This window comes from Streptomyces sp. SAJ15 (genome assembly GCF_007595705.1).
Taxonomy (GTDB): Bacteria; Actinomycetota; Actinomycetes; order Streptomycetales; family Streptomycetaceae; genus Streptomyces.
In genome coordinates, this window is sequence record NZ_NISY01000002.1 from 395949 (window position 1) to 417837 (window position 21889).

Annotated in this window: 20 protein-coding genes and 1 pseudogene; 16 read left to right on the forward strand and 5 right to left on the reverse strand. The window is 73.4% G+C overall.

The genetic code is table 11. From position 1 onward, the window contains the following. Window positions 1–96 precede the first annotated feature (96 nt). Complete coding sequence (gene allB, locus CD790_RS07140) at window positions 97–1437, forward strand: allantoinase AllB (RefSeq protein WP_144382183.1); 1341 nt, start codon at window positions 97–99, stop codon at window positions 1435–1437. Between the two features lie 3 nt (window positions 1438–1440). Further along, window positions 1441–2745, forward strand: a complete 1305-nt coding sequence (gene alc, locus CD790_RS07145) for an allantoicase (RefSeq protein ID WP_144382184.1) — start codon at window positions 1441–1443, stop codon at window positions 2743–2745. Window positions 2746–2863: 118 nt separating this feature from the next. Here the strand turns inward: alc and CD790_RS07150 are convergent, their stop codons facing one another. Together CD790_RS07150 and CD790_RS07155 are read right to left on the reverse strand one after the other, a co-directional pair. Continuing rightward, entirely contained in the window at window positions 2864–3058 is a 195-nt protein-coding gene (locus tag CD790_RS07150; RefSeq protein WP_144382185.1) for a DUF6126 family protein, read from the reverse strand. Next, the gene (locus CD790_RS07155) at window positions 3055–3699 is read right to left on the reverse strand and encodes a helix-turn-helix domain-containing protein (RefSeq protein ID WP_144382186.1); all 645 of its coding nucleotides are present in this window, start codon (window positions 3697–3699) and stop codon (window positions 3055–3057) included. Before CD790_RS07155 ends, CD790_RS07150 begins: the two co-directional genes overlap by 4 nt. A 171-nt stretch (window positions 3700–3870) precedes the next feature. Here CD790_RS07155 and CD790_RS07160 point away from each other — a divergent pair, with 171 nt between their 5' ends. The 13 genes and pseudogenes from CD790_RS07160 (at window position 3871) to CD790_RS07215 (ending at window position 16472) form a co-directional block, all read left to right on the forward strand. Further along, on the forward strand, window positions 3871–4317 hold the full coding sequence (locus tag CD790_RS07160) for a ribonuclease domain-containing protein (protein WP_144382187.1): 447 nt from the start codon (window positions 3871–3873) through the stop codon (window positions 4315–4317). Between the two features lie 304 nt (window positions 4318–4621). After that, window positions 4622–5326: an SDR family NAD(P)-dependent oxidoreductase gene (locus CD790_RS07165; RefSeq protein ID WP_144382188.1), complete on the forward strand. Its 705-nt coding sequence runs from the start codon at window positions 4622–4624 to the stop codon at window positions 5324–5326. Window positions 5327–5508: 182 nt separating this feature from the next. Next, window positions 5509–6312 carry a GntR family transcriptional regulator gene (locus tag CD790_RS07170; protein ID WP_260867394.1) on the forward strand — a complete coding sequence of 268 codons (804 nt, stop codon included), beginning with the start codon at window positions 5509–5511 and terminating at the stop codon, window positions 6310–6312. A gap of 240 nt (window positions 6313–6552) precedes the next feature. Beyond that, window positions 6553–7533 carry a sugar ABC transporter substrate-binding protein gene (locus tag CD790_RS07175; protein WP_144382190.1) on the forward strand — a complete coding sequence of 327 codons (981 nt, stop codon included), beginning with the start codon at window positions 6553–6555 and terminating at the stop codon, window positions 7531–7533. After that, window positions 7530–8624 (forward strand): ABC transporter permease, encoded by a 1095-nt coding sequence (locus CD790_RS07180; protein WP_144382191.1) that lies wholly within the window; start codon window positions 7530–7532, stop codon window positions 8622–8624. Before CD790_RS07175 ends, CD790_RS07180 begins: the two co-directional genes overlap by 4 nt. Further along, window positions 8621–9478, forward strand: a complete 858-nt coding sequence (locus CD790_RS07185) for an ATP-binding cassette domain-containing protein (RefSeq protein ID WP_186318914.1) — start codon at window positions 8621–8623, stop codon at window positions 9476–9478. The genes CD790_RS07180 and CD790_RS07185 overlap by 4 nt, the downstream gene beginning before the upstream one ends. A 360-nt stretch (window positions 9479–9838) precedes the next feature. Continuing rightward, on the forward strand, window positions 9839–9973 hold the full coding sequence (locus tag CD790_RS35605) for a hypothetical protein (protein WP_260867396.1): 135 nt from the start codon (window positions 9839–9841) through the stop codon (window positions 9971–9973). Then, entirely contained in the window at window positions 9970–11091 is a 1122-nt protein-coding gene (locus CD790_RS07190) for an ROK family glucokinase (protein ID WP_144382192.1), read from the forward strand. The genes CD790_RS35605 and CD790_RS07190 overlap by 4 nt, the downstream gene beginning before the upstream one ends. Then, window positions 11088–12209, forward strand: a complete 1122-nt coding sequence (locus tag CD790_RS35610) for a hypothetical protein (protein WP_260867397.1) — start codon at window positions 11088–11090, stop codon at window positions 12207–12209. Before CD790_RS07190 ends, CD790_RS35610 begins: the two co-directional genes overlap by 4 nt. Window positions 12210–12437: 228 nt before the next feature. Continuing rightward, window positions 12438–13224, forward strand: a pseudogene (locus CD790_RS07200) (alpha/beta fold hydrolase); the annotation flags it as partial. 98 nt (window positions 13225–13322) lie between these two features. After that, on the forward strand, window positions 13323–14978 hold the full coding sequence (gene pcaC, locus CD790_RS36775) for a 4-carboxymuconolactone decarboxylase (RefSeq protein ID WP_399217238.1): 1656 nt from the start codon (window positions 13323–13325) through the stop codon (window positions 14976–14978). 40 nt (window positions 14979–15018) lie between these two features. After that, a complete protein-coding gene (locus CD790_RS07210; RefSeq protein WP_144382193.1) occupies window positions 15019–15657 on the forward strand; it encodes an MBL fold metallo-hydrolase in 639 nt (212 codons plus the stop codon). 35 nt (window positions 15658–15692) lie between these two features. After that, on the forward strand, window positions 15693–16472 hold the full coding sequence (locus tag CD790_RS07215) for an exodeoxyribonuclease III (protein WP_144382194.1): 780 nt from the start codon (window positions 15693–15695) through the stop codon (window positions 16470–16472). A gap of 216 nt (window positions 16473–16688) precedes the next feature. Here CD790_RS07215 and CD790_RS07220 read toward each other — a convergent pair whose 3' ends face one another. Continuing rightward, a complete protein-coding gene (locus CD790_RS07220) occupies window positions 16689–18524 on the reverse strand; it encodes an SGNH/GDSL hydrolase family protein (protein ID WP_144382195.1) in 1836 nt (611 codons plus the stop codon). Between the two features lie 156 nt (window positions 18525–18680). Between CD790_RS07220 and CD790_RS07225 the strand changes: the two genes are divergently transcribed. Continuing rightward, window positions 18681–19124: a DUF6278 family protein gene (locus CD790_RS07225; RefSeq protein WP_144382196.1), complete on the forward strand. Its 444-nt coding sequence runs from the start codon at window positions 18681–18683 to the stop codon at window positions 19122–19124. Window positions 19125–19167: 43 nt separating this feature from the next. Here CD790_RS07225 and CD790_RS07230 read toward each other — a convergent pair whose 3' ends face one another. Further along, window positions 19168–20946, reverse strand: coding sequence for an alpha/beta fold hydrolase (locus CD790_RS07230; RefSeq protein ID WP_260867398.1), 1779 nt, complete (start codon window positions 20944–20946; stop codon window positions 19168–19170). A gap of 131 nt (window positions 20947–21077) precedes the next feature. After that, entirely contained in the window at window positions 21078–21842 is a 765-nt protein-coding gene (locus CD790_RS07235; RefSeq protein WP_144382197.1) for a hypothetical protein, read from the reverse strand. Between the last annotated feature and the right edge of the window lie 47 nt (window positions 21843–21889).

The following is a 21889-nucleotide window of genomic DNA, read 5'->3' on the forward strand; positions in this document are numbered from 1 at the left end:
CGGGCAGCCGGACCGGAGTGAAAACTCTTCAACAGAAAGTTGAATTCCACTTTATGGAAACCATCTTCCATGTTCCCGTGGGAAGGGGAGGGGTGGATGTCAGACGTGGAGCTGGTGCTGCGCTCGACGCGCGTGGTGACCCCCGAGGGCACCCGCGCCGCGTCCGTCGCCGTCGCCGCCGGGAGGATCGCCGCGGTACTGCCCCACGGGGCCGAACCTCCCACCGGCACCCCGCTGGTCGAGCTCGGGGACGACGTGCTGCTGCCCGGCCTCGTCGACACTCATGTACACATCAACGACCCCGGCCGCGCCGAGTGGGAGGGCTTCCGTTCGGCGACCCGGGCGGCCGCCGCGGGAGGCGTCACCACCCTCGTCGACATGCCGCTCAACAGCATCCCGCCGACCACCACCACCCGAGCACTGGAGACCAAGCGGGCCGTCGCCCGGGAACGTGTCCATGTCGACGTCGGCTTCTGGGGCGGCGCGATCCCCGGAAACCTCGCGGACCTGGCGCCGCTGCACGAGGCCGGCGTCTTCGGTTTCAAGTGCTTCCTGCTCCACTCGGGCGTGGACGAGTTCCCGCGACTCGACCCCGCCGGGCTGGCCGCGGCGCTCGGCGAGATCGCCGGCTTCGGCGGGCTGCTGATCGTGCACGCCGAGGACCCCCGACTCATCGCCGGCGCCCCGGCCGCCACCGGCCCGCGCTACGCCGACTTCCTCGCCTCCCGCCCGCGCGACGCGGAGAACCGGGCCATAGCGGGCCTGGTCGAGCTGGCCCGCTCGCTCGACGCCCGGGTGCACATCCTGCACCTGTCCTCCGCCGAGGCGCTGCCGCTGATCGCCGCCGCCCGACGCGAGGGCGTCCGCGTCACCGTCGAGACCTGCCCGCACTTCCTGACGCTGACCGCGGAGGAGGTCCCCGACGGCGCCACCGAGTTCAAGTGCTGCCCGCCCATCCGGGAGGCCGCCAACCAGGACGCGCTGTGGCAGGGGTTGTACGACGGCACCATCGACTGCGTCGTATCGGACCACTCGCCGTGCACCGCCGAGCTCAAGACCGGCGACTTCGGCGGGGCCTGGGGCGGCATCGCCTCCCTCCAGCTGGGGCTGTCCGCCGTCTGGACCGAGGCCCGGCGGCGCGGCCGCACCCTGGAGGAGGTCGCCCGCTGGATGGCCACCGCCCCCGCCGAACTGGTCGGGCTGCGGGCCAAGGGCGCCATCGAGGTCGGGCGCGACGCCGACTTCGCGGTCCTCGCCCCCGACGAGACCTTCACCGTCGACCCGGCCGCCCTGCACCACCGCAATCCGGTGACCGCGTACGCCGGAAGGACCCTCCACGGAGTGGTGCGGTCCACCTGGCTGCGCGGCCGGCGGATCGCCGACCACGGCGACGTCGCCCCCGAGCCCCTCGGACGACTTCTGGAAAGGCGGCCATAACAGATGACGGGCATCCCGCCCTCCACCGGACACATACCGTCCTCCACCGGAGGCATACCGTCCTCCACCGGAGACATTCCGTCCTACACCGGACACGCCGGCCCGTACGGCGGTGGCGACCCCTACGCCGACTACCGCACCCCGGGCCCCGCCGGGTTCCCCTTCAGCCACCTCGTGGACCTCGCCGACCGGCGGCTGGGCGGTGCGGTCATCGCGGCCAACGACGAGTTCTTCGCCCAGCGCGAGAACCTGCTGGTGCCCGGGCGCCCGGAGTTCGACCCCGAGCGCTTCGGCCACAAGGGCAAGGTCATGGACGGCTGGGAGACCCGGCGCCGGCGCGGCGCCGACGCTTCCCGTCCCCACCCCGCCGAGCACGAGCACGACTGGGCCCTGGTCCGGCTCGGCGCGCCCGGCGTCGTCCGCGGCCTGGTCGTCGACACCGCGCACTTCCGCGGCAACCATCCGAGGGCCGTCAGCGTCGAGGCCACCTCGGTCGCCGGCACGCCCTCGCCCGAGGAACTGCTCGCCGACGACGTGAAGTGGACGACGCTGGTGCCGCGCACCGCCGTCGGCGGACACGCGGCCAACGGCTTCGCCGTCCACGCCGAACAGCGCTTCACCCACCTGCGGCTCAACCAGCACCCCGACGGGGGCATCGCCCGGCTGCGGGTGCACGGTGAGGTGGTTCCGGACCCGGCGTGGCTGGCCGCCCTCGGCACCTTCGACGTGCTGGCGCTCGAGCACGGCGGCCGGGTCGAGGACGCCTCCGACCGCTTCTACTCGCCCCCCGGCCACACCATCCAGCCCGGGCGCTCGGCCAAGATGGACGACGGCTGGGAGACCCGGCGCCGGCGCGACCACGGCCACGACTGGATCCGCTACCGGCTGGCCGCGCGGTCCGAGATCCGCGCCGTGGAGATCGACACCGCCTACCTCAAGGGCAACGCGGCGGGCTGGGCCGCGCTGTGGGTGCGCGACGAGCCCGAGGGCGCGGCGGGGGCCGATGAGGCGGTCGGGACGCAGGCCGCGCCGGGGGATGAGGCGGTCGGGACGCAGGCCGCGGGGGATGAGACGAGCGGGACGCAGCCCGTCGCGGGGGAGTGGCGGGAGATGCTGCCGCGCACCCGACTCCAGCCGGACACCAACCACCGCTTCGTGCTCGACACGCCCGTCACCGGCACCCGGGTCCGGATCGACATCTTCCCGGACGGCGGCATCTCCCGGCTGCGGCTGCACGGTTCGCTGACCGCCGAGGGCGCCGCGCGGCTCGCCGCACGCCACCGCGAGCTGGGCGAGCCGTCGGCCTAGCCGGCCGCGCCGTCTCGCGAGCAGAGCCGGCGTGACCCCGCGTCAGGAGATCGCCGGGGGCCGGAGCGGGGCGCGGTGACGCTCCCGCGCGGTGTTCATCCCGCCTCGCCCCGACGGGTCACTTCGCGCCTCCCAGGTAGAAGAGTCCGAACAGGAAGGCGGCGATGATGTGGACTCCGACGAAGTAGACGAAGATGCGGACGGCGAAGGACATCGGTGCCCGGTCCTCCTCGGTGCCGGCCTTCCCGGTGCCGTCCGCGGCGCTTCCGCTCGCGGCGCTTCCGTTCGCACCGTCGTTCACGGCTTCGTTCATGACGTACCCCTGCTTCCTCTCGGGCCGGGCGTGACGGCGTCGCCCAGGCACAGCCCGGAGACGCCGCTCTGCAGCAGCGTGTGGACGAACAACAGCTCCGCGCCGCCGCGCGAGGCGGCTGCGATGCGGTGCGGGGTGAGCGAGTCGAAGTGGGCCGCGTCGCCGACCTCGAGCACGTGCGTGGCCTCGCCGAGCGCCAGGCTGAGCCGGCCCTTGAGGACGTACAGCCACTCCTCGCCGGGATGCACCCGCACCAGCTGCTCCTGGGGAACCTGGTGGAGCGGCACGTAGACCCGCAGTGCCTGCATGGCCCGGCCCGAACCGCCCGCCCGCCAGTAGGTCCAGCCACCGGTCTCCGAGGGCGGCATCCGGTCGCCGCGCAGGATGGGGTCGCGCTCCGGGGGTACCTCGCCGAGCAGGTCGGATACCGTGGTTCCGTAGGTACGGGCCAAGGCCAGCAGCATCGGCAGCGAGGGTTGGCGGCGGCCCGTCTCCAGCCGGGACAGATGCGCGGGGGACAGGCCGGCCAGCTGGGCCGCGGCCTCCAGGGTCAGGCCGCTGCGGCGGCGGAGATCGCGCAGGCGGGGGGCGACGGCGGGTAGCTCGCCGCCGGGTCCCTCGGCCTCGAGGAGCGAGGTCATGTCTCCGGTATAGCCAGCCTTCAGCCTGAGAGGCAAAAGTTTTGCCTGTGAGGCAAAAAGGTGACGACTCGACGACGTCTCGGTGGACTTCGCGGGGCTCCGGTGAACACCCGGAAAACATGATCGCTTTGGCATTGACATGACATGTGCTACGCGCGTCATGCTGCCCGCATGAACACTCCCCCACGGACCTCCCTGATCACCCGCATCGGTGCCACCGGTGCGCTCGCCACCGCCCTGCTCTTCGGCGGCACCGCCGTCGCGGTCACCCCCGACGCCCACCAGGCCGGCCCGGGCGTCACCGCCGCGGCCGCGCCGCGGGCAGCCGCCGCGGTCGGCGAGGTCTGCTACTCCGACCTGCCGTCCCAGGCGCACACCACGCTCGACCTGATCGACGACGGCGGCCCCTTCCCGTACCCGCAGGACGGGACCGTCTTCCAGAACCGCGAGGGCGTCCTGCCCAAGCAGACCAGCGGCTACTACCACGAGTACACGGTGAAGACCCCTGACTCGCCGACGCGCGGCGCCCGACGCATCGTCACCGGCAAGGGCACCGACGAGGACTACTACACCGCCGACCACTACTCCTCGTTCGACCTCGTCGACCACGGCTGCTGATCCCATCCCCTGGCGACTCGTCAGGCGTCGAACGGGCCGTGCGCCGGCCCGTTCGACGCCCCGCGCGCCGGCCTGTTCGACGCCCCACGCCTCGGAACCGCGCGACCGCGCGGCGCCCGCCGACCGGAGTCGGGGGTCGCGTCGACCGCCGCGCGGTGGGGCCCTCGCGCGGTGCGCCGACGGGGAACCGGGCCCGGGGCCGCGGTGGCCCGGCGCTCCGACGGTGGGCGGGCGAGACGACGGCGGCCGGCGCCGCCGGCCGGCCGCCGTGGACAGCCGCCGCCGCGCGACAGATGATCGGTGTATGGGCACCGTCTCGCTGGTCACCGGGGGCAACCGGGGCCTCGGCTTCGAGATCTGTCGGCAGCTGGCCGAGCGCGGGCACACGGTGCTGCTGAGCGCCCGCTCGCTGGACTCCGCGGGCGCCGCCGCCCGACGGCTCATGGGCGAGGGCGCGGAGGGCGGCGAGGTGCGCCCGCTGCTCCTGGACGTCACGGACGACGCCGGGGTGGAGGCCGCCGCCGAACGGGTCGCCGACCGCTACGGCCGGCTCGACGTGCTCGTCAACAACGCCGCCATCACCTACGACACCTGGCAGCGGGCGCTCACCGCTGACCTGGACGTCGTACGGGAGGCCGCCGAGACCAACCTCTACGGACCCTGGCGCACCGCCCGCGCCTTCGCCGCGCTGCTCCGCGCCAGCGCCCACCCGCGGATGGTCAACGTCTCCAGCGAGGCCGGCTCGCTCACCGGCATGGCCGGCGGCACCCCCGCCTACGCGGTCACCAAGGCCGCCCTCAACGCGCTCACACGTATGCTCGCCGCCGAGCTGGGCCCCGACGGCGTCCTGGTCAACGCGGTCTGCCCCGGCTGGGTCGCCACCGACATGGGCGGCGCCGGCGGGCGGCCGGTGGACGCCGGCGCGGCCGGCGTGGTCTGGGCGGCGACGCTCCCGGACACCGGCCCCACCGGCGGCTTCTTCCGGGACGGACACCCGCTGCCCTGGTGAGCTCCGCCTGGGCCGCCGCGAGTCGCACCCGCCCGCCGGCCCGATGCCCCCCGCCAGCCCGATGCGCCCCCGCCGGACGGACCCCTCGCGTCGACGCCCGGCCACTCTCCCCGTGCGACCCCATCCGCGGCGACCTATCTGTGGTGGCTTGTCCTGACAACCTGACTTCACGACTTTCCGTCATGTGTCCATGCCGATACGCTCACCTCGTGGCAGCAACGCAGGAAGCAGATTCCCCGGGGGCTTCGGAGCCGCTCCAGTTCAGCGTCGACCGCAGCAGCCCGGTCCCGCTCTACTTCCAGCTGTCCCAGCAGCTCGAAGCGGCGATCGAGCAGGGACGGCTGGCACCCGGCAGCCTGCTCGGCAACGAGATCGAGCTCGCCGGACGGCTCGGCCTGTCCCGCCCCACGGTCCGCCAGGCCATCCAGTCGCTGGTCGACAAGGGACTGCTGGTGCGCCGCCGCGGCGTGGGCACCCAGGTCGTGCACAGCCAGGTCAAGCGCCCGCTGGAGCTCAGCAGCCTCTACGACGACCTCGAGGCCGCCGGCCAGCGCCCCGCCACCCGGGTGCTGCGGAACACCACCGAGCCCGCGACCGCCGAGGTCGCCGCCGCGCTCGGCGTGCCCGAGGGCACCGATGTCGTCCTCATCGAGCGGCTGCGGCTCGCCCACGGCGAACCCATGGCCCATCTGCGCAACCACCTGCCCGCCGGGCTGCTCAAGCTGGACAGCGCGGAGCTGGAGAAGACCGGTCTGTACCGACTCATGCGCGGCGCCGGGATCACCCTGCACAGCGCCCGACAGGCGGTCGGGGCGCGCGCCGCCACCGCCGAGGAGGGCGAGCGGCTCGGGGAGCCCGAGGGCGCCCCGCTGCTGACCATGGAGCGCACCACCTACGACGACACCGGGCGTGCGGTCGAGTTCGGCTCGCACACCTACCGCGCCTCGCGCTACGCCTTCGAGTTCCAACTGCTGGTGCGCCCCTGACCCGCCCGTGACCCGCTCCCGACCCACTCCAGCCTTGACGTGACCCGTACGCGCCCGTAGAAGTGCTCCAGCCGCCATGGGCCCGGCCCCGGGAAGGAAGGCGGCCGGACCTGACCGGCATCGCTGGACGGGGTTCAGGGATACTTGGGCGGTTGTGCGCCGGGCCTCGGCGCCGGCCGCACCGTGGTGGAGAGCAAGAAGGGCAACTTCGTGGCAAGGGTTCGGAGAAATGTACGGGCGATGACCGCCGTGCTGGCAGCGGTGCTCGGCGTGACCCTGGCGGGGTGCAGCAGCACGGGCGGCAAGCGCGCTGAGGAGCGGGCGGCCCGCGCCGCCGAGGGCCGCGCGGCGGTGGACACTCCGCGGTGGACCTTCGCCATGGTCACCCACTCGGGAGACGGCGACACCTTCTGGGACATCGTCCAGAACGGTGCCAAGCAGGCCGCCGTCAAGGACAACATCAAGTTCCTCTACGCCCACAACGAAGAGGGCAAGGAGCAGGCGCAGCTGGTCCAGTCGTACATCGACCAGGACGTCGACGGGCTGATCGTCACCCTGGCCAAGCCGGACGCCATGAAGGACGTGCTGAAGAAGGCGGTCGACGCCGGCATACCGGTGATCACGGTCAATTCCGGCTCCGAGGAGTCCAAGAGCTTCGGCGCGCTGGCCCACATCGGCCAGGACGAGACCATCGCCGGCGAGGCGGTCGGCGAGGAGCTCAACAAGCGGGGCAAGAAGAAGGCCCTGTGCGTGCTGCACGAGCAGGGCAACGTCGGCCACGAGCAGCGCTGCGACGGCACCGAGGAGACCTTCGAGGGCAAGCTGGAGAAGCTGTACGTCGAGGGCACCAACATGCCCGACGTGCAGTCCTCCATCGAGGCCAAGCTCCAGTCCGACAAGGACATCGACGCCGTCGTCACGCTCGGCGCCCCGTTCGCGGACACCGCGGCCAAGGCCGCCGAGCAGGCCGGCAGCGACGCCGAGATCGACACCTTCGACCTGAACGCCAAGGTGGCCGCCGCGCTCCAGGACGGCTCCCTCGGCTTCGCCGTCGACCAGCAGCCGTACCTGCAGGGCTACGAGGCGGTCGACCTGCTGTGGCTGCACCGCTACAACGCCGACGTCCTCGGCGGCGGGAAGCCGGTGCTCACCGGGCCGCAGATCATCACCAAGGACGACGCCGCCGACCTCGCCGAGTACACCAAGCGGGGGACCCGATGACCGCCGACGCGCCAGCCGTGGAGCCGGGCAGACCGGGAGGTCCCGGGTCCGGGTCCGGTTCCGGCTCCGGCGCCGGCGACGAGCGGCTGCTGCACCGCTCGCTGGCGCGCCGTCTGATGACCCGCCCCGAGCTGGGCGCGGTCGTCGGCGCCATCGCCGTCTTCGTCTTCTTCTCGATCGTCGCCGACACCTTCCTGCAGTGGTCGAGCTTCAGCACGGTGCTGTACGCGTCGTCCACGATCGGCATCATGGCGGTGCCGGTGGCGCTGCTGATGATCGGCGGCGAGTTCGACCTGTCCACGGGCGTCATGGTGACCTCGTCGGCGCTGGTCTCGTCGATGTTCTCGTACCAGATGACGGCGAACGTCTGGGTCGGCGTCGGGGTGTCGCTGCTGGCCACGCTGGCCATCGGCTTCTTCAACGGCTTCCTGCTCACCCGCACCAAGCTGCCCAGCTTCATCATCACGCTGGGCACCTTCCTGATGCTCACCGGCATGAACCTGGGCTTCACCAAGCTGATCAGCGGCACGGTCTCCACCAAGACCATCGCCGACATGGAGGGCTTCGAGTCGGCCCGCCAGGTCTTCGCCTCGCACCTGACCATCGGCGACGTGGATCTGAACGTCACCATCCTGTGGTGGTTCGGCCTGGTGGCGCTGGCCACCTGGATCCTGCTGCGCACCCACGTCGGCAACTGGATCTTCGCGGTGGGCGGCGGCGAGGACGCCGCCCGCGCGGTCGGCGTTCCGGTGCGTCGCACCAAGATCGGCCTCTATATGGCGGTCGCCTTCTGCGCCTGGATCTCCGGTCAGCACCTGCTGATGTCGTACGACGTGGTGCAGTCCGGCGAGGGCGTGGGCAACGAGTTCCTCTACATCATCGCGGCCGTCATCGGCGGCTGTCTGATGACCGGCGGCTACGGTTCCGCCATCGGCGCCGCCGTGGGCGCCTTCATCTTCGGCATGACCAACAAGGGCATCGTCTACGCGCAGTGGAACGCCGACTGGTTCAAGTTCTTCCTGGGCGCGATGCTGCTGCTCGCCACCCTGCTGAACGCGTGGGTCCGTAAGCGGGCGGAGGCGAGCAAGTGAGCGAGAAGACGAGTGCGGCGCCGGCCGCGTCGGCGGAGTCCGCGACGCCGCCGCTGGTCCGGCTGACCGACGTCAGCAAGTTCTACGGCAACATCAAGGCGCTGGAGGGTGTCTCCCTCGAAGTGCACGCGGGCGAGATCACCTGTGTGCTCGGCGACAACGGCGCCGGCAAGTCCACGCTGATCAAGATCATCGCTGGGCTGCACGGGCACGACGCCGGCACCTTCGCCATCGAGGGCGAGGAGGCCAGGCTCGGTTCGCCGCGCGAGGCCCTCGACCGCGGCATCGCCACCGTCTACCAGGACCTCGCCGTCGTCCCGCTGATGCCGGTCTGGCGGAACTTCTTCCTCGGCTCCGAGCCGACGAAGGGCCGCGGCCCCTTCAAGCGCCTGGACGTGGCGACCATGCGCGAGACCACCCGCGGCGAGCTGCTGCGCATGGGCATCGACCTGCGCGACGTCGACCAGCCGATCGGCACCCTGTCCGGCGGCGAGCGGCAGTGTGTGGCCATCGCCCGCGCCGTCTACTTCGGCGCCAAGGTCCTCGTCCTGGACGAGCCCACGGCGGCGCTCGGCGTCAAGCAGTCCGGTGTGGTGCTGAAGTACGTGGCGGCCGCGCGGGACGCCGGCCTCGGCGTGGTGCTGATCACCCACAACCCGCACCATGCCTACCTCGTCGGCGACCGCTTCGTGCTGTTGAAGCGCGGTGCCATGGCCGGCAGCCACGCCAAGGCGGAGATCGCCCTGGAGGAGCTGACCCGGCAGATGGCCGGCGGCAGCGAGCTGGAGCAGCTCAGCCACGAGCTCTCCCGCGCTCCGGTCGCCGACTACCCGGGCAAGCACCCGCAGGACTGACCGCCCGCCCGCGGGGCGTGAGCGAATGTCGCGGCAGGAAGGCCCCCGCCCGAGGGCGGGGGCCTTCCTGCCGCGTTCTCGTGGTGTCCGCCTCGCGTACGCGCCGCGGCCCGTCGTCCCGGGACCGCGACCGACTGACCGACTGACCGACTGACCGACTGAGTGGCCGACCGGCCGACTGGCCGACCGGCCTCGGCGGGGCATATGCCGAGGCCCGGCGGGGCGCGGGCCCTCGGGGCCGTTATGCGTCGGACACCGCCGGTGAGGCACAATCGGCGACGGCGGGTCACCCTCGTACCCCCGTACCGACCGTATTCACGAGGCCCCGGCCTCCCGAGACCTCCGCAGGGACGACGACTCTTGCGAGCACGCACCCGCAGCGAACGCAACCCCCGCGCGCACCGCGCCGCGGGCGAGGCCCGTACGACGGCCGGCCCCGGCGGCGGCGCCCCGTACGGCGCGCCCGGCACCGACGGCGGAAGGGCGGAGCGATGAGCATGTACCGCGAGCGGGTGCACAGAGGATCGGCCCGGGCCACCGTGCTGCGCACCGTGGGGACGCGAGAGCGCCGCTCCCATCTGACCGCCCCGCGCGTGCCGACCGTCGGCATCGACATCGGCGGCACCAAGGTCGCGGCCGGCGTCGTGGACGCGGACGGCAACATCCTGGAGAAGGTGCGCACCGAGACGCCCGACAAGTCCAAGAGCCCCAAGGTCGTCGAGGACGTGATCGTCGACCTGGTCCTGGACCTCTCCGACCGGCACGACGTCCACGCGGTCGGCATCGGCGCCGCCGGCTGGGTGGACGCCGACCGCAACCGCATCCTCTTCGCCCCGCACCTGTCCTGGCGCAACGAGCCGCTGCGCGACCGCATCGCCGAGCGCCTGGCCGTCCCGGTCATGGTCGACAACGACGCCAACACCGCCGCCTGGGCGGAGTGGCGCTTCGGCGCCGGGCGCGGTGAGGACCACCTGGTGATGATCACCCTCGGCACCGGGATCGGCGGCGCCATCCTGGAGGACGGCCAGGTCAAGCGCGGCAAGTACGGCGTCGCCGGCGAGTTCGGCCATATGCAGGTCGTCCCCGGCGGGCACCGCTGTCCGTGCGGCAACCGCGGCTGCTGGGAGCAGTACAGCTCCGGCAACGCCCTGGTGCGGGAGGCGCGCGAGCTCGCCGCCGCCGAGTCCCCGGTCGCGTACGGGATCATCGACCGCGTCGGCGGTCACGTCCCCGACATCACCGGCCCGCTCATCACCGAGCTGGCCCGCGAGGGCGACGCGATGTGCGTCGAGCTGCTCCAGGACATCGGTGAGTGGCTCGGCGTCGGCATCGCCAACCTCGCCGCCGCGCTCGACCCCTCCTGCTTCGTCATCGGCGGCGGCGTCAGCGCGGCCGACGACCTGCTGATCAGCCCCGCCCGCAACGCCTTCCGACGCACCCTCACCGGCCGCGGCTACCGGCCCGAGGCGCGCATCGTCCGCGCCCAGCTCGGCCCCGACGCGGGCATGGTCGGCGCCGCCGACCTGGCCCGCCTGGTCGCCCGCCGCTTCCGGCGCGCCAACCGGCGGCGCGTCGAACGGTACGAGCGTTACGCCAGGGCAGCCGGCCGATGACCGGCGCGGAGCGGCAGCGCCCCCGCGAGCGGCAGCGGGTCCGCGAGGGCGAGCGCCAGCCGGGCACCGGCAGGGCGCGGGCGAGCGGGCGGGGCGTGCCCGCCGGCCGAGCCGTCTCCGGCGTGTCCGGCACGCCCACGGACGGCGGCGGCACCGCCGCACACGCGACCGCGCGTGCGGCGGGTGGTACGACCGCGCGGACGACCGGCGGTACGACCGCCTGTGTGACCCGCGATACCGCCGCCCGCGTGGTGAGCGGTAAGGCGTCGGGTGGTACGGCTGCCCGCGCAGTGAGCGGTGCGGGCTCGGCCGGGATGGCCGCCCGCGCGGTGAGCGGTACGGGGTCGGCCGGCACCGCCGCCCGCGCGGCCGGCGGAAAGGGCACGGGCCGGGGAGACGGCCGTCCCGGCGCGGAGGGACCACACGGCGCGAACCGATCCGGCGGCACGGACGGGGCGCGCGGCGCGGAGGGAGCACGCCGCGCGGACGGACCGCGTGGTGTGAACGGCTCCGGCGGGTCGTCGGGATCCGGCGGGTCCGGCGGGTCCGGCCGGTCCGGCGGCGGCACGGGGGACGACTCCTCCCAGGGCCCGCATCAGGGGCTGCGTCGCTCCGAGCGCCCCTGGCTCACCGCCATCATCGTCTTCCTGCTCATCGCCATCCCGGCGGGCTATCTCGTCATCTCGGCACTCCAGAGCCGCGACAGCGGCGAGGACAAGCAGGAGACCGCCGCCGCGACCGGGCTGACCGAGGACTGGCCCAGCAAGGTGCAGCGGCGCATCTACGACGTGTGGATCCCGCCGTACTCCGCGGACGTGGCGCACTTCGAGACCAACTCCTGGGACGCCAGCTCGATGTACGTGCAGTTCATCACCTCGGACGAGGGCTTCGACAGGTTCCTCGACACGTTCGACCTCGATCGCTCGGCCCTGCGGGACGGCAAGGTGACGATCGACGACGAGGAGGCCGACCGGGTCGGCTGGAAGTTCGGGTCCGAGACGAAGTGGGCCGGACTGGTGGTCGAGCAGCCGGGGCCCGAGCCCGAGCTGGAGGTCACCGTCGACCTCGACAACCCGGAACACCCCGAGGTGTACGTGGTGTCGACCGTGACTCCGTGACCGCGTGACTCCCTGACCGAGTGACCTGCCCCGGACCGCGGGGCCGCCGCACCGGGGTCCGTGGGGTCCCTACCGCGGGTCCGTGGGGTCGTTGCCGCGGGTCCGTGGGGCGGCACCCGGGTCCGTGGGGGCGCGCCACCGATCCGTGATCCCGCACGGTCCCGTAGGCTCCGAGACCCGTAGAGCCCACGGCGGACCCGCCGACGACCGCTGGATACCGTGAAGCGTGTGAGCGAGACCAAGACCCTTCAGTACCGGATCGACGGCCCGCACGACGGCCGGCAGGACGCGCGGACCCTTGTCCTCGGGCCGTCGCTCGGCACCACCTGGCACATGTGGGACCGCCAGATTCCCGAGCTGTCGCGCACCTGGCGCGTCATCCGCTTCGACCTGCCGGGCCACGGAGGATCCCCCGCGTACCCGGTCATCGGCATCGACGAGCTGGCCGACCGGCTGCTCGCCACCCTGGACCAGCTCGGTGTGGAACGCTTCGGCTACGCGGGCTGTTCGATCGGCGCCGCTGTCGGCGCCTCGCTCGCGCTACGCCGACCGGAGCGCCTCGCCTCGCTCGCCCTGATCTCCGCCTCCGCGCGGTACGGAACCCCCGACGCCTGGCGGCAGCGCGTCGCCGTGGTCCGCGCGGGCGGCCTGGATCCGGTCGCCCGCACCACGCCCGAGCGCTGGTTCACCTCCGGATTCGCCGCCGCCCAGCCCGCCATCGTGGACTGGTCCGTGCAGATGGTGCGCACCACCGAACCCGGCTGCTACATGGCCGCCTGTGAGGCGCTCGCCGCGTTCGACATCCGTGCCGAACTGGGCCGGATCGGGTCGCCCACACTGGTGCTCGTCGGCGCCGACGACCCGGTCACCCCGGTCGCCGACGCGCGGGAGCTGGTCGCGGGCATCCCGGACGCCCGGCTCGCGCTCGTCCCCGGAACCGCCCACCTGGCACCCGTGGAGCAGCCCGGGGCCGTCACCGACCTCCTCGTGCGCCACTTCTCCGGTTCCTGGCAGTCGGCGCCCGCGGCGGCGGTCCCGTCCACGGCCACGCCCCCGCCCACGGTGGGGGCTCCGCCCACGGTGGGGGCTCCGGCGGCGGCCACGCGCCCGCCCGTGGGGGCTTCGGCGGCGGCCACGCGCCCGCCCGTGGTCGCGACTCCGGCGCCCGGGCCCACCCCGACCCCCGCCCCGACGGTGGGGACGGACGGGGCACCGGCCTTGGTCGACGGTGCGGTGCCGGCTGTGGGGACCGCCGCGACCGACGCGGCCGTGGGCACCGCCGCGACCGACGTGGCGACCTCTTCCGAGGCGGCGGCCCGCGCGGACGCGGCGCTGGGCCCGGAGCCGAGCGCGGCGGCCTCTGCTCCCTCTCTCGCCCCTTCCTTGGGCACGCCTGGAACGGCAGCGGCTTCCTTGGGCACGCCTGGAACCGCAGCGGCGGGCACGCTGGCAACGACGGCGGCGGGCACGCCTGGAACGGTGGCGGGCACGCTTGGAACGGCGGTGGCGAGCACGCCCGGAACGGCGGCCTCCGTTCCCTCGGCGCGGATGTCCCCGGTACCGGCGCCCCCTGGGCCCACGGCCGCCACGTCGGCGACCGTCCCACCCGTGGGTGCCGCCGGCGCTCCGACCGCTGTGGCGGTGCCCATCGGCCCCGTGACCTCCCTCGATCCAGGAGCCTTGACCCCTCCCGGCCCGGTGGAACCCTTCGCGGCCGGGGAGCCGGTCATCGGCGTACCCGCGGGACGGACGCCGGCCGAGCCGACGACGGCCACGCCGGCGGCGGTTGAAGCGACGGCCGAGCCGACCTCGGTCGGGCCCGCGGCAGCGGAGGCCGTGACACCGGAGCCCGCGGCAGCGGAGGCCGTGACAGCGGAGCCCTCGGCAGCGGAGGCCATGACACCGGAGCCCGCGGCAGCGGAGGCCGTTGCACCGAAGGCCGTGACACCGGAGCCCGTGACCGCCGGGTCGGCGTCTGCTGAGGCCACGGTGGTCGAGCCTGCCACCGCGAAGGCCGATATCACGGGGCCCGCTGTCACGGGGCCCGCTGTCACGGGGCCCGCTGTCACGGGGTCCGCTGTCACAAAGCCCGATGCGACGGAGCCCGATGCCACGGAGGCCGATGTCCCAGCAGAGGCCGCGGTGATCGGCCCGGTCCCCGCCGACCCGACGGCGAACCCCACGGCCTTCGCTCCGCTCGCCGACCCGTTCACCGGCCCGCTCGCCGACCCGTTCGGCGACCCGCTCGCCGGTCCGGTGTCGGGCGCGTTCTCCGGCCCGGTGGCCGCCTCGGGCGAGGTTCCGGCCGAGACCCGCGCCGACGTGTATGACCGGGGCATGAAGGTCCGGCGTGAGGTGCTCGGAGACGCGCACGTGGACCGCGCGGCGGCGCTCGCCGACGACTTCACCGAGGACTTCCAGGACTTTCTCACCCGCTACGCGTGGGGTGAGGTGTGGACCCGGCCGGGTATCGACCGCCGCACCCGCAGTGTCGTCACGCTCACCGCTCTCGCCGCGCGCGGGCATCTCGACGAGCTCGCCTTTCACACCCGCGCGGCGCTGCGCAACGGACTCACCCCCGCCGAGATCGCGGAGGTGCTGCTGCACACCGCCGTCTACTGCGGGGTGCCGGCCGCGAACTCCGCGTTCGCCGTGGCCCGGAGGGTGATCGCCCAGGAGACCCGTCCGGACGGCCGCGCGCGGGGTCGTTCGGAGGACCGTGCGGAGCAGCGTCCGGAGTCCCGCCCGGAGGGCGGCCCCGCCGTGTGAGAGAGCGGCCCCGCCGCGCGGGAGGCGGCAAGATGGGGTCATGAAGATGACCAAGAAGGGGCACGCCTGCGTCCGGATCGAGAAGGACGGGCGGCTGCTCGTCATCGACCCGGGCGCCTTCACCGAGCAGGACGCCGTCACGGGCGCCGACGCGCTGCTGGTCACCCATGAGCACGTCGACCACTTCGACGAGGGCAGGCTGCGGATCGCCATGGAGGCCAACCCGGCCGCCCAGATCTGGACCCTGCGCAGCGTCGCGGACCAGCTCGCCGCCGCCTTCCCGGGGCGGGTGCACACGGTCGGTCACGGTGACACGTTCAGCGCCGCCGGCTTCGAGGTCGAGGCGCACGGGGAACTGCACGCCGTCATCCACCCGGACCTCCCGCGCATCACCAACGTCGGATACGTCATCGACGGTTCGGTCTTCCACCCCGGCGACGCGCTCACCGTGCCGGAGCGTCCCGTCGACACCCTGCTGCTGCCGGTGCAGGCGCCCTGGAGCAAGATCTCCGAGGTGATCGACTATGTACGGGAGGTCAAGCCGCGGCGCGCGTACGACATCCACGACGCTCTGCTCACGGACCTGGCGCGGCCCATCTACGACACCCATCTGGGCAATCTGGGCGGTGCCGACCACGCGCGGCTGGCCTCCGGCGAGAGCGTGCGTCTGGAACGCTGACGGTGACTGTCAGACCCAGGCGGTAGGTTTGCCGCATGCGCATCGCCACCTGGAACGTCAACTCGATCACCGCCCGGCTGCCCCGGCTGCTGGCCTGGCTGCAGAGCACCGGCACCGATGTGCTCTGCATACAGGAGACCAAGTGCGCCGAGGCCGCGTTCCCCTACGAGCAGCTGCGCGAGATCGGCTATGAGGCCGCGGTCAACGCCACCGGCCGGTGGAACGGCGTGGCGGTGATCTCCAAGGTCGGGCTCGACGATGTGGTGACCGGACTCCCCGGCGGCCCCGACTACGAGGGGGTGACCGAGCCGCGCGCCATCAGCGCGACCTGCGGACCGGTCCGCGTCTGGTCCGTGTACGTGCCCAACGGCCGCGAGATCGGCCACGCGCACTACACCTACAAGCTGGGCTGGTTGGAGGCGCTGCGGGCGGCCGTGGCCGAGGACGCCGCCGGGGAGCGCCCCTTCGCGGTGATGGGGGACTACAACGTCGCGCCGACCGACGAGGACGTCTGGGAACCCGGCCTCTTCGAGGGCCTGACCCATGTCACCCCCGCGGAGCGCGCCGCGCTCGCCGCGCTCCGCGAGGCCGGCCTGTCGGACGTCGTGCCGCGCCCGCTGAAGTACGACCGCGCGTACACCTACTGGGACTACCGCGAGCTGTGCTTCCCGAAGAACAAGGGCATGCGCATCGACCTGGTCTATGGGAACGCCCCCTTTTCCAAGGCCGTTTCCGACGCCTATGTCGACCGTGAGGAGCGCAAGGGCAAGGGTGCCTCCGACCACGCGCCGGTGGTCGTGGACCTGGAGGCGTAGCCCGCCCCGGCCCCGGCCTCGGCCCTGAGGAGTGGTGCGCGGGCAGGCGGTCCCGGCCACCGGACTCCGACCGCGGCCACCGGACTCCGACTGCGGCCACCGGACGCCGACCGCGGGCTCCGGCGCGGGGCGTGGGCTCGATTGGGCTTGGAGCTTGAGGGGTTGGGTCTTGGAGCTCGGGGCGCGCCGGCTCCGTCTCCGGTCATGGCCCAGCCCCTAGCCCACCAGCTTCCGCAGCGCGATCGAATCCGCCATCGCCCGGAGCCCCGCGTCGCCCGGGTGCAGATGGTCGCCGCTGTCGTAGGCGGGCAGCATCCGGTCCGGCCGCCGGGGGTCGCGGATCACCGCGTCGAAGTCGAGGACGGCGTGGAAGACGCCGCCGTCCGCGCCTCGGATGAAGGCGTTGATCTCCCGGCGCCACTCCTCGGCCCGCGGCGTGCAGCCGGAGTTGCCCCCGCAGGGCAGTACGGTCGCGGCCACCACCCGCAGGCCCCGGCCGCGCGCCCGCTCGGCCAGCGACCGCAGCCCGGCGATGACCGCGTCCGCGGAGGTGCCCGACCGGACGTCGTTGATCCCTTCGAGGACGACCAGGGTGCGGACCGAGGTCTGCGCCAGCACATCGCGCTCCAGTCGGTGCTGCGCGCTGACGCCGCCGATCTCGGTGCTCACCCCGTCGCCCGGATAGCGGTCGCCGACCACGCGGTTGGCGGAGATGCCGTGGTTGAGCACGCCGTAGCGCGGCACGGCGGACTGCCCGCGCAGCCGGCGGGCCAGCACGTCGGGCCACCGTCGGTTGCCGTCGACGGTCGACTTGTCCCCGTCGGTGATCGAGTCGCCGAGCGCCACCACGGATCCCGGGCCGCCGCCGACGTCGACGCCGGTCAACAGCGGCCAGGTGGTGAGCGTGCCGGTGTACCGCGCACCGCCCCGGTCGCCGGTACGGTCCCCGCTGCCCTCCCCGCTCACGTAGGAGCGCTGGTAGGCCCGCGCATGGACCGGCAGGGCCGTCACCCGGCCCGGAAGGTGCAGGCTGACCAGCAGATTGGCGTCCGCGGGCACGGAGAAGTCGAGCGGATCGGAGAACGCCTGGGCGCCGGCCGGGATCCGGGTGCCCGGCTTCCCGCCGAACGCCAGCTTCCGGGGCGGATCCGCGGCGCCCGCCCCGGACGCCTGCACCGCGACTGAGGCGTGTCCGACGGCGATCGGCGTCGACGCGAAGGTGTTGGCCAGTCGGACGCGCACCCGAGGCCCGCTCGCGCTGGTGTGGACGACCAGCCGAAGTGTCCGGTCCGTCCACGGTCCGACCGGCTGGCGGCCGGAGGTGCCCGCCGACCAGCTGCCGGTCCAGCCGCTGGCCGGCGACCGCACCGCGAGAGCGAAGACATGCAGGTCGGCGGAGCGGCCGGGGTCCTTCGGGAGGGTGACGGAGACGATCGTGCGGCCCCGCGCCACCGGCACGGTGAGCGCGTACAGCCGGGCCTGTTCGGCGCGCTGCCCCTCGGGGGAGTTGATGTGCGGCAGCGCCACGGCCTTGGTGGCCAGCGGTCCGGTGCGCCAGTCGGGGGCGGCCAACGTGTACGCGCTGCGCGTCCCGTCCGCGTAGTGCACCGTTCCGTCGCCCCGCGTCTCGCGGCCCGTCGCGGCGACGAGGAAGGACAGCGCGTCGCCGCGCCCGGAGACCCGTACCGACTGGCCGTTCGCCCGTACGTTGTCCGGCTTCCCGGCGCGGGTGCGCGGCCAGCGCAGCCGCGCCCCGTCGAGGGCCAGGGAGCGACCGGGGGTCCAGCCGGCGGCCGTGAGGTCCCGCGCGGACAGCGAGTTTCCCCGGTCGTCGAAATCCGCGCCGCGCGGGTGCGCGTCGTCACTGACGCCCCGGTTGTCGAACAGCCGCTCCAGCGGCAGGGGCGGGGCGGTCGCCGGCGCTGCCGGCCCCGCGTCCGGCCCGGTGTCGGGTGCGGTCGCGCGGGCCGGCACGGCAGCGGTCGCCAGGACGAGGACGAGCCCCGAGACGAGGACTCCTCCGACGCGTCGTCTCGGTCTGCCAACGAGCATCTGGTGTGCCTCCTGTGACTGATGACGGTCGAATCATCCGACAGGTGCGCGTCGAAGGTAGGGAGGCGTGAAGAGGGCGTCAAGGTGAGTGACGAGTCGTCAAGTGCCCCGCGCGCCGTGTGGTGAGAGGCCGCGCCGGGTGCGACCCTGAGTTATATGAATATTCATTTCTTGGACAACTGGCGCAGGCGGCACGCGACGGACCTCGACGCGGGCCGACGGCCGGGTGTCCGGGAAAGCGACCCGGAGGGCATGGCCCAGTTGCTCTCGGAGTGCGAGCTGCTGCGCGCCCGCGCCTCGGCGGCCGGCGTGGAGCTCGACGACTCGGTCGCCTCCTTGGAAGCCCTGGACCAACTGCTGCCCCGCTGGCGCGACGACCCGGAGGAGCTGACCTGGCTCGGCAACGACGCGGGGCTGTACCTCGGGACGGTCATCGTTCGCACGGTGCCCGGCGCGGTCTGGCAGCTGACGCCGAACGTGGGCCCGACGGTCCGGCTGGCCTCCGGCCGCGAGATCGACGTGGTCACCGCGGGGGAGGGATGGGCGGCCGTCGGGGCCCCGGAGCTGTCGCAGCTCTACGGGGAGGTATCCGAGAGCTGAGCCGACCGGGCCCCGTCGTCTCGCCCGACAGAGCATGGTCGTTTTAGGAGCTCGCACCGAGCGGTACGGAGACCCAGGACGGGTCGGCGGCGGGGGAGGAGAAGGTCAGCCGCGCGCCGCGCGGGTTGTGCTCGATGTAGAGCGGGTCGACGGTGTCGATCACCAGGGCGAGCCGATGTCCCGCCGGGACGTCGTACGCCGCCGAGAACAGCTCCAGGTCGACACCGAAGGGTTCGCCCGGCGTCCTGTCGTGGAAGGTCACGGGCGCGTTGGTGATGAGCCTGCCGGTGCCGAGCGGCCCCACGTCGTAGAGGTAGGCGACCGCCGTGCCGTCGGGGGCGTCGCTGGCGAGGGTGGTGTGCAGTCGTACGGTGCCGCGCACGCGCTGCTCGGTGGTATAGCGCTCGGACTGCCAGACGGCGGCGAAGGCGCGCGGCAGCAGCGGGATCGAGGCCGTGGGCGGCAGCTTGAGGAACTGGTCCAGCGCGTTGGACAGCATCACCAGGCCGGCGTTGGCTCCGGAGTCGGTGTCGGCGGTGATGCGCCGGGTGCCGTCGAGCGGGATCCGGCGGTGCGTCGAGGGCACCGCGGACCAGCTCGGATAGGACTCGTAGCGGCCGGAGGAACGGGACTTGAGGCGCACCGGCAGCTCGTCCTCCACCCCGTTCCGCTCGCCCTTGAGGTAGCGGTCGAACCAGCGGTGGGCGCTGGTCCAGGTGTCGTTGGGCAGCCCCAGCAATCCGGTCAGCTCGGCGGTCGCGTGGTCGCCGGGGCGGAACTCCAGCCGCTTGGGTACGGTCAGCCTCTCGTAGAAGTCGGCGTACTGGTTGGGCGGGAAAAGGGTGTCCCCCCAGGCGTTCCCCAGCATGACGGCCGCGCCGTTGGCGTTGATGCGGTCCAGGTAGGCGGCGGGGGAGCGCTTCTTCCCCCAGGCGATCATCTCGGGTTCGCGTTCGAGGCGCGAACCGAGGAAGTCGTCGAGGACACGGGTGAGTTCCGCGCTGGGGCGGCCGGTGAGCCGGCCCGCGCCGCCGAGCAGGGCGGCGGCCTGGGCGTGTTGGGTGCGGCCGCTGTAGATCGACCCGATCAGGTCGGCCCAGCCGCTCAGCGCCGCCACCGCCTTGATCCGCCGGTCGAACCCGGCGGCCAGCAGGCTGATTCCGGCGCCGTAGGACACTCCGGCCATGCCGACCCGCTCGGGATCGGCGGGCGTGTGGGCCAGGGCCCAGTCGATGACCTTGGAGGCGTCCGCCACGTCCGGCGGGCCGGCCGTCTCGATCTCACCGCCGGACTGCCAGAAGCCGCGCGCGTTGTAGCCGAGCACCACATAGCCGGCGTCGGCGAGCTGCTCGGCCTGCGCCATGTACTCGATCTGCGGCATGCCCCAACTGGTGGGCAGCACGATCAGGGGGAAGCGGGCATCGGGGTCGGCCGTGGCGGCGGCGGGGGTGAAGACATGGGCGGCCAGGGTGATGCCGCCCTCGCCGGGGATGTCGACGAACCGCACGGAGGGTACGCCGTCCCGCCCCGCGCTGTCCCCCATCGCCCTGTCACCGACCGCGCGGGGCGCGACGGTACGGGACGCTCCCGCGCGGGGCGGCGCGATCCGGGTGCCGGGTGACGTGGCTCCCGCGCGGGGCGGCGCGATCCGGGTGAGGGGCGGCGCGACCCCCGCGGGTGGCGGAGCGACGCGGGCCGTGGTGCCGGTGCCGGGGACGGCCGCCTCGGCGGCGGGGGCGAGCCCCAGTGCCGCCGTCGCCAGCAGGGTCGCCGAGACGGTCCCGGCCGCCGTCATGCGCAGGGCGCGTCGAGCAGGGGTCACTGTCGCTCCTGACCTGGATGCCGTGGGGCGGTGGTGTGCAGGGCTGAGCGACCGAACGTTAACGGCACGGAGTTACCGGCGGTAATAGCTCTGTGGGTCAAGCCTGGGTAACGATCGGAGAGTGTCGTTCCTCAGTTCGTCTTCCCGGCGCGCCGGGAGCGGCCGGGGCGCGGCTCCGGGGCCGCCGCGGCGGTCGCGGTCTTCGTCATGTCGGCGACCAACTCCACCACATCCGGCCCGTACGCCTGCGAGTTGACGACCTTCAGCAGGAGACAGAACGAGCCGTCGGCGCCGTACTTGCGGGCCAGCTTGGCGCGGTTGCGCACGAGGTGGCGCACCGCCGCCCGGTGGGTGACCGGTCGCTGCCCCGCCGCCAGGAAGACCGGACGGCCGCCCTCGCCGCCGGTCAGCCGGGCCAGCAGCACATACTCCACGGCGCCGGGCTCGGCGCGGTAGGCGGTGCCGCCGATGGTGAACGTGGCGCGGTCCATGCCCGTCTCGTCGCCCGGGTGCACCGTTACCCCGGGCAGCAGGTTGCCGAGGTGTGCGGCGAGCCGCCGGTGCGCCGTCGGGTCGCCGACGCAGAACTCCGTGCGCGCGCCGAACCCCTGAAGTCCGGTGTCGTGCGGGGCGACCTCGGCGTGCGCGCCACAGTTCTCCACCACCGACGCGAGGCCCAGCAGGGCCAGGGCGTCATGGCGCGGGATGCTCGCGTGGGTCGAGGCGCTGTCCCGGTGGGTGACCAGCACACATTCCGAGCCGTCCGGCAACCCGAAGAAGCGCTGCTCGCGGACGCGGCTGCGGCGCCCGGCGGCCGTATGGGCGGCCCAACCGAGGGCCGCGCCCACGATCAGGGCCGCCGCCGCGGTGATCAGATCCTGTGCGGTGTCCATCATGGCCGCGCATCGTAGCGGGCGTGCGGATGCGCGTTCGAGACGTCCCG

Coding starts and splice junctions, on each gene's coding strand:
- allB (WP_144382183.1), top strand. CDS start 97: ATGTCAGACGTGGAGCTGGTGCTGCGCTCGACGCGCGTGGTGACCCCC.
- alc (WP_144382184.1), top strand. CDS start 1,441: ATGACGGGCATCCCGCCCTCCACCGGACACATACCGTCCTCCACCGGA.
- CD790_RS07150 (WP_144382185.1), bottom strand. CDS start 3,058: ATGAACGAAGCCGTGAACGACGGTGCGAACGGAAGCGCCGCGAGCGGA.
- CD790_RS07155 (WP_144382186.1), bottom strand. CDS start 3,699: ATGACCTCGCTCCTCGAGGCCGAGGGACCCGGCGGCGAGCTACCCGCC.
- CD790_RS07160 (WP_144382187.1), top strand. CDS start 3,871: ATGAACACTCCCCCACGGACCTCCCTGATCACCCGCATCGGTGCCACC.
- CD790_RS07165 (WP_144382188.1), top strand. CDS start 4,622: ATGGGCACCGTCTCGCTGGTCACCGGGGGCAACCGGGGCCTCGGCTTC.
- CD790_RS07170 (WP_260867394.1), top strand. CDS start 5,509: ATGTGTCCATGCCGATACGCTCACCTCGTGGCAGCAACGCAGGAAGCA.
- CD790_RS07175 (WP_144382190.1), top strand. CDS start 6,553: ATGACCGCCGTGCTGGCAGCGGTGCTCGGCGTGACCCTGGCGGGGTGC.
- CD790_RS07180 (WP_144382191.1), top strand. CDS start 7,530: ATGACCGCCGACGCGCCAGCCGTGGAGCCGGGCAGACCGGGAGGTCCC.
- CD790_RS07190 (WP_144382192.1), top strand. CDS start 9,970: ATGAGCATGTACCGCGAGCGGGTGCACAGAGGATCGGCCCGGGCCACC.
- CD790_RS35610 (WP_260867397.1), top strand. CDS start 11,088: ATGACCGGCGCGGAGCGGCAGCGCCCCCGCGAGCGGCAGCGGGTCCGC.
- CD790_RS07210 (WP_144382193.1), top strand. CDS start 15,019: ATGAAGATGACCAAGAAGGGGCACGCCTGCGTCCGGATCGAGAAGGAC.
- CD790_RS07215 (WP_144382194.1), top strand. CDS start 15,693: ATGCGCATCGCCACCTGGAACGTCAACTCGATCACCGCCCGGCTGCCC.
- CD790_RS07220 (WP_144382195.1), bottom strand. CDS start 18,524: ATGCTCGTTGGCAGACCGAGACGACGCGTCGGAGGAGTCCTCGTCTCG.
- CD790_RS07225 (WP_144382196.1), top strand. CDS start 18,681: ATGAATATTCATTTCTTGGACAACTGGCGCAGGCGGCACGCGACGGAC.
- CD790_RS07235 (WP_144382197.1), bottom strand. CDS start 21,842: ATGATGGACACCGCACAGGATCTGATCACCGCGGCGGCGGCCCTGATC.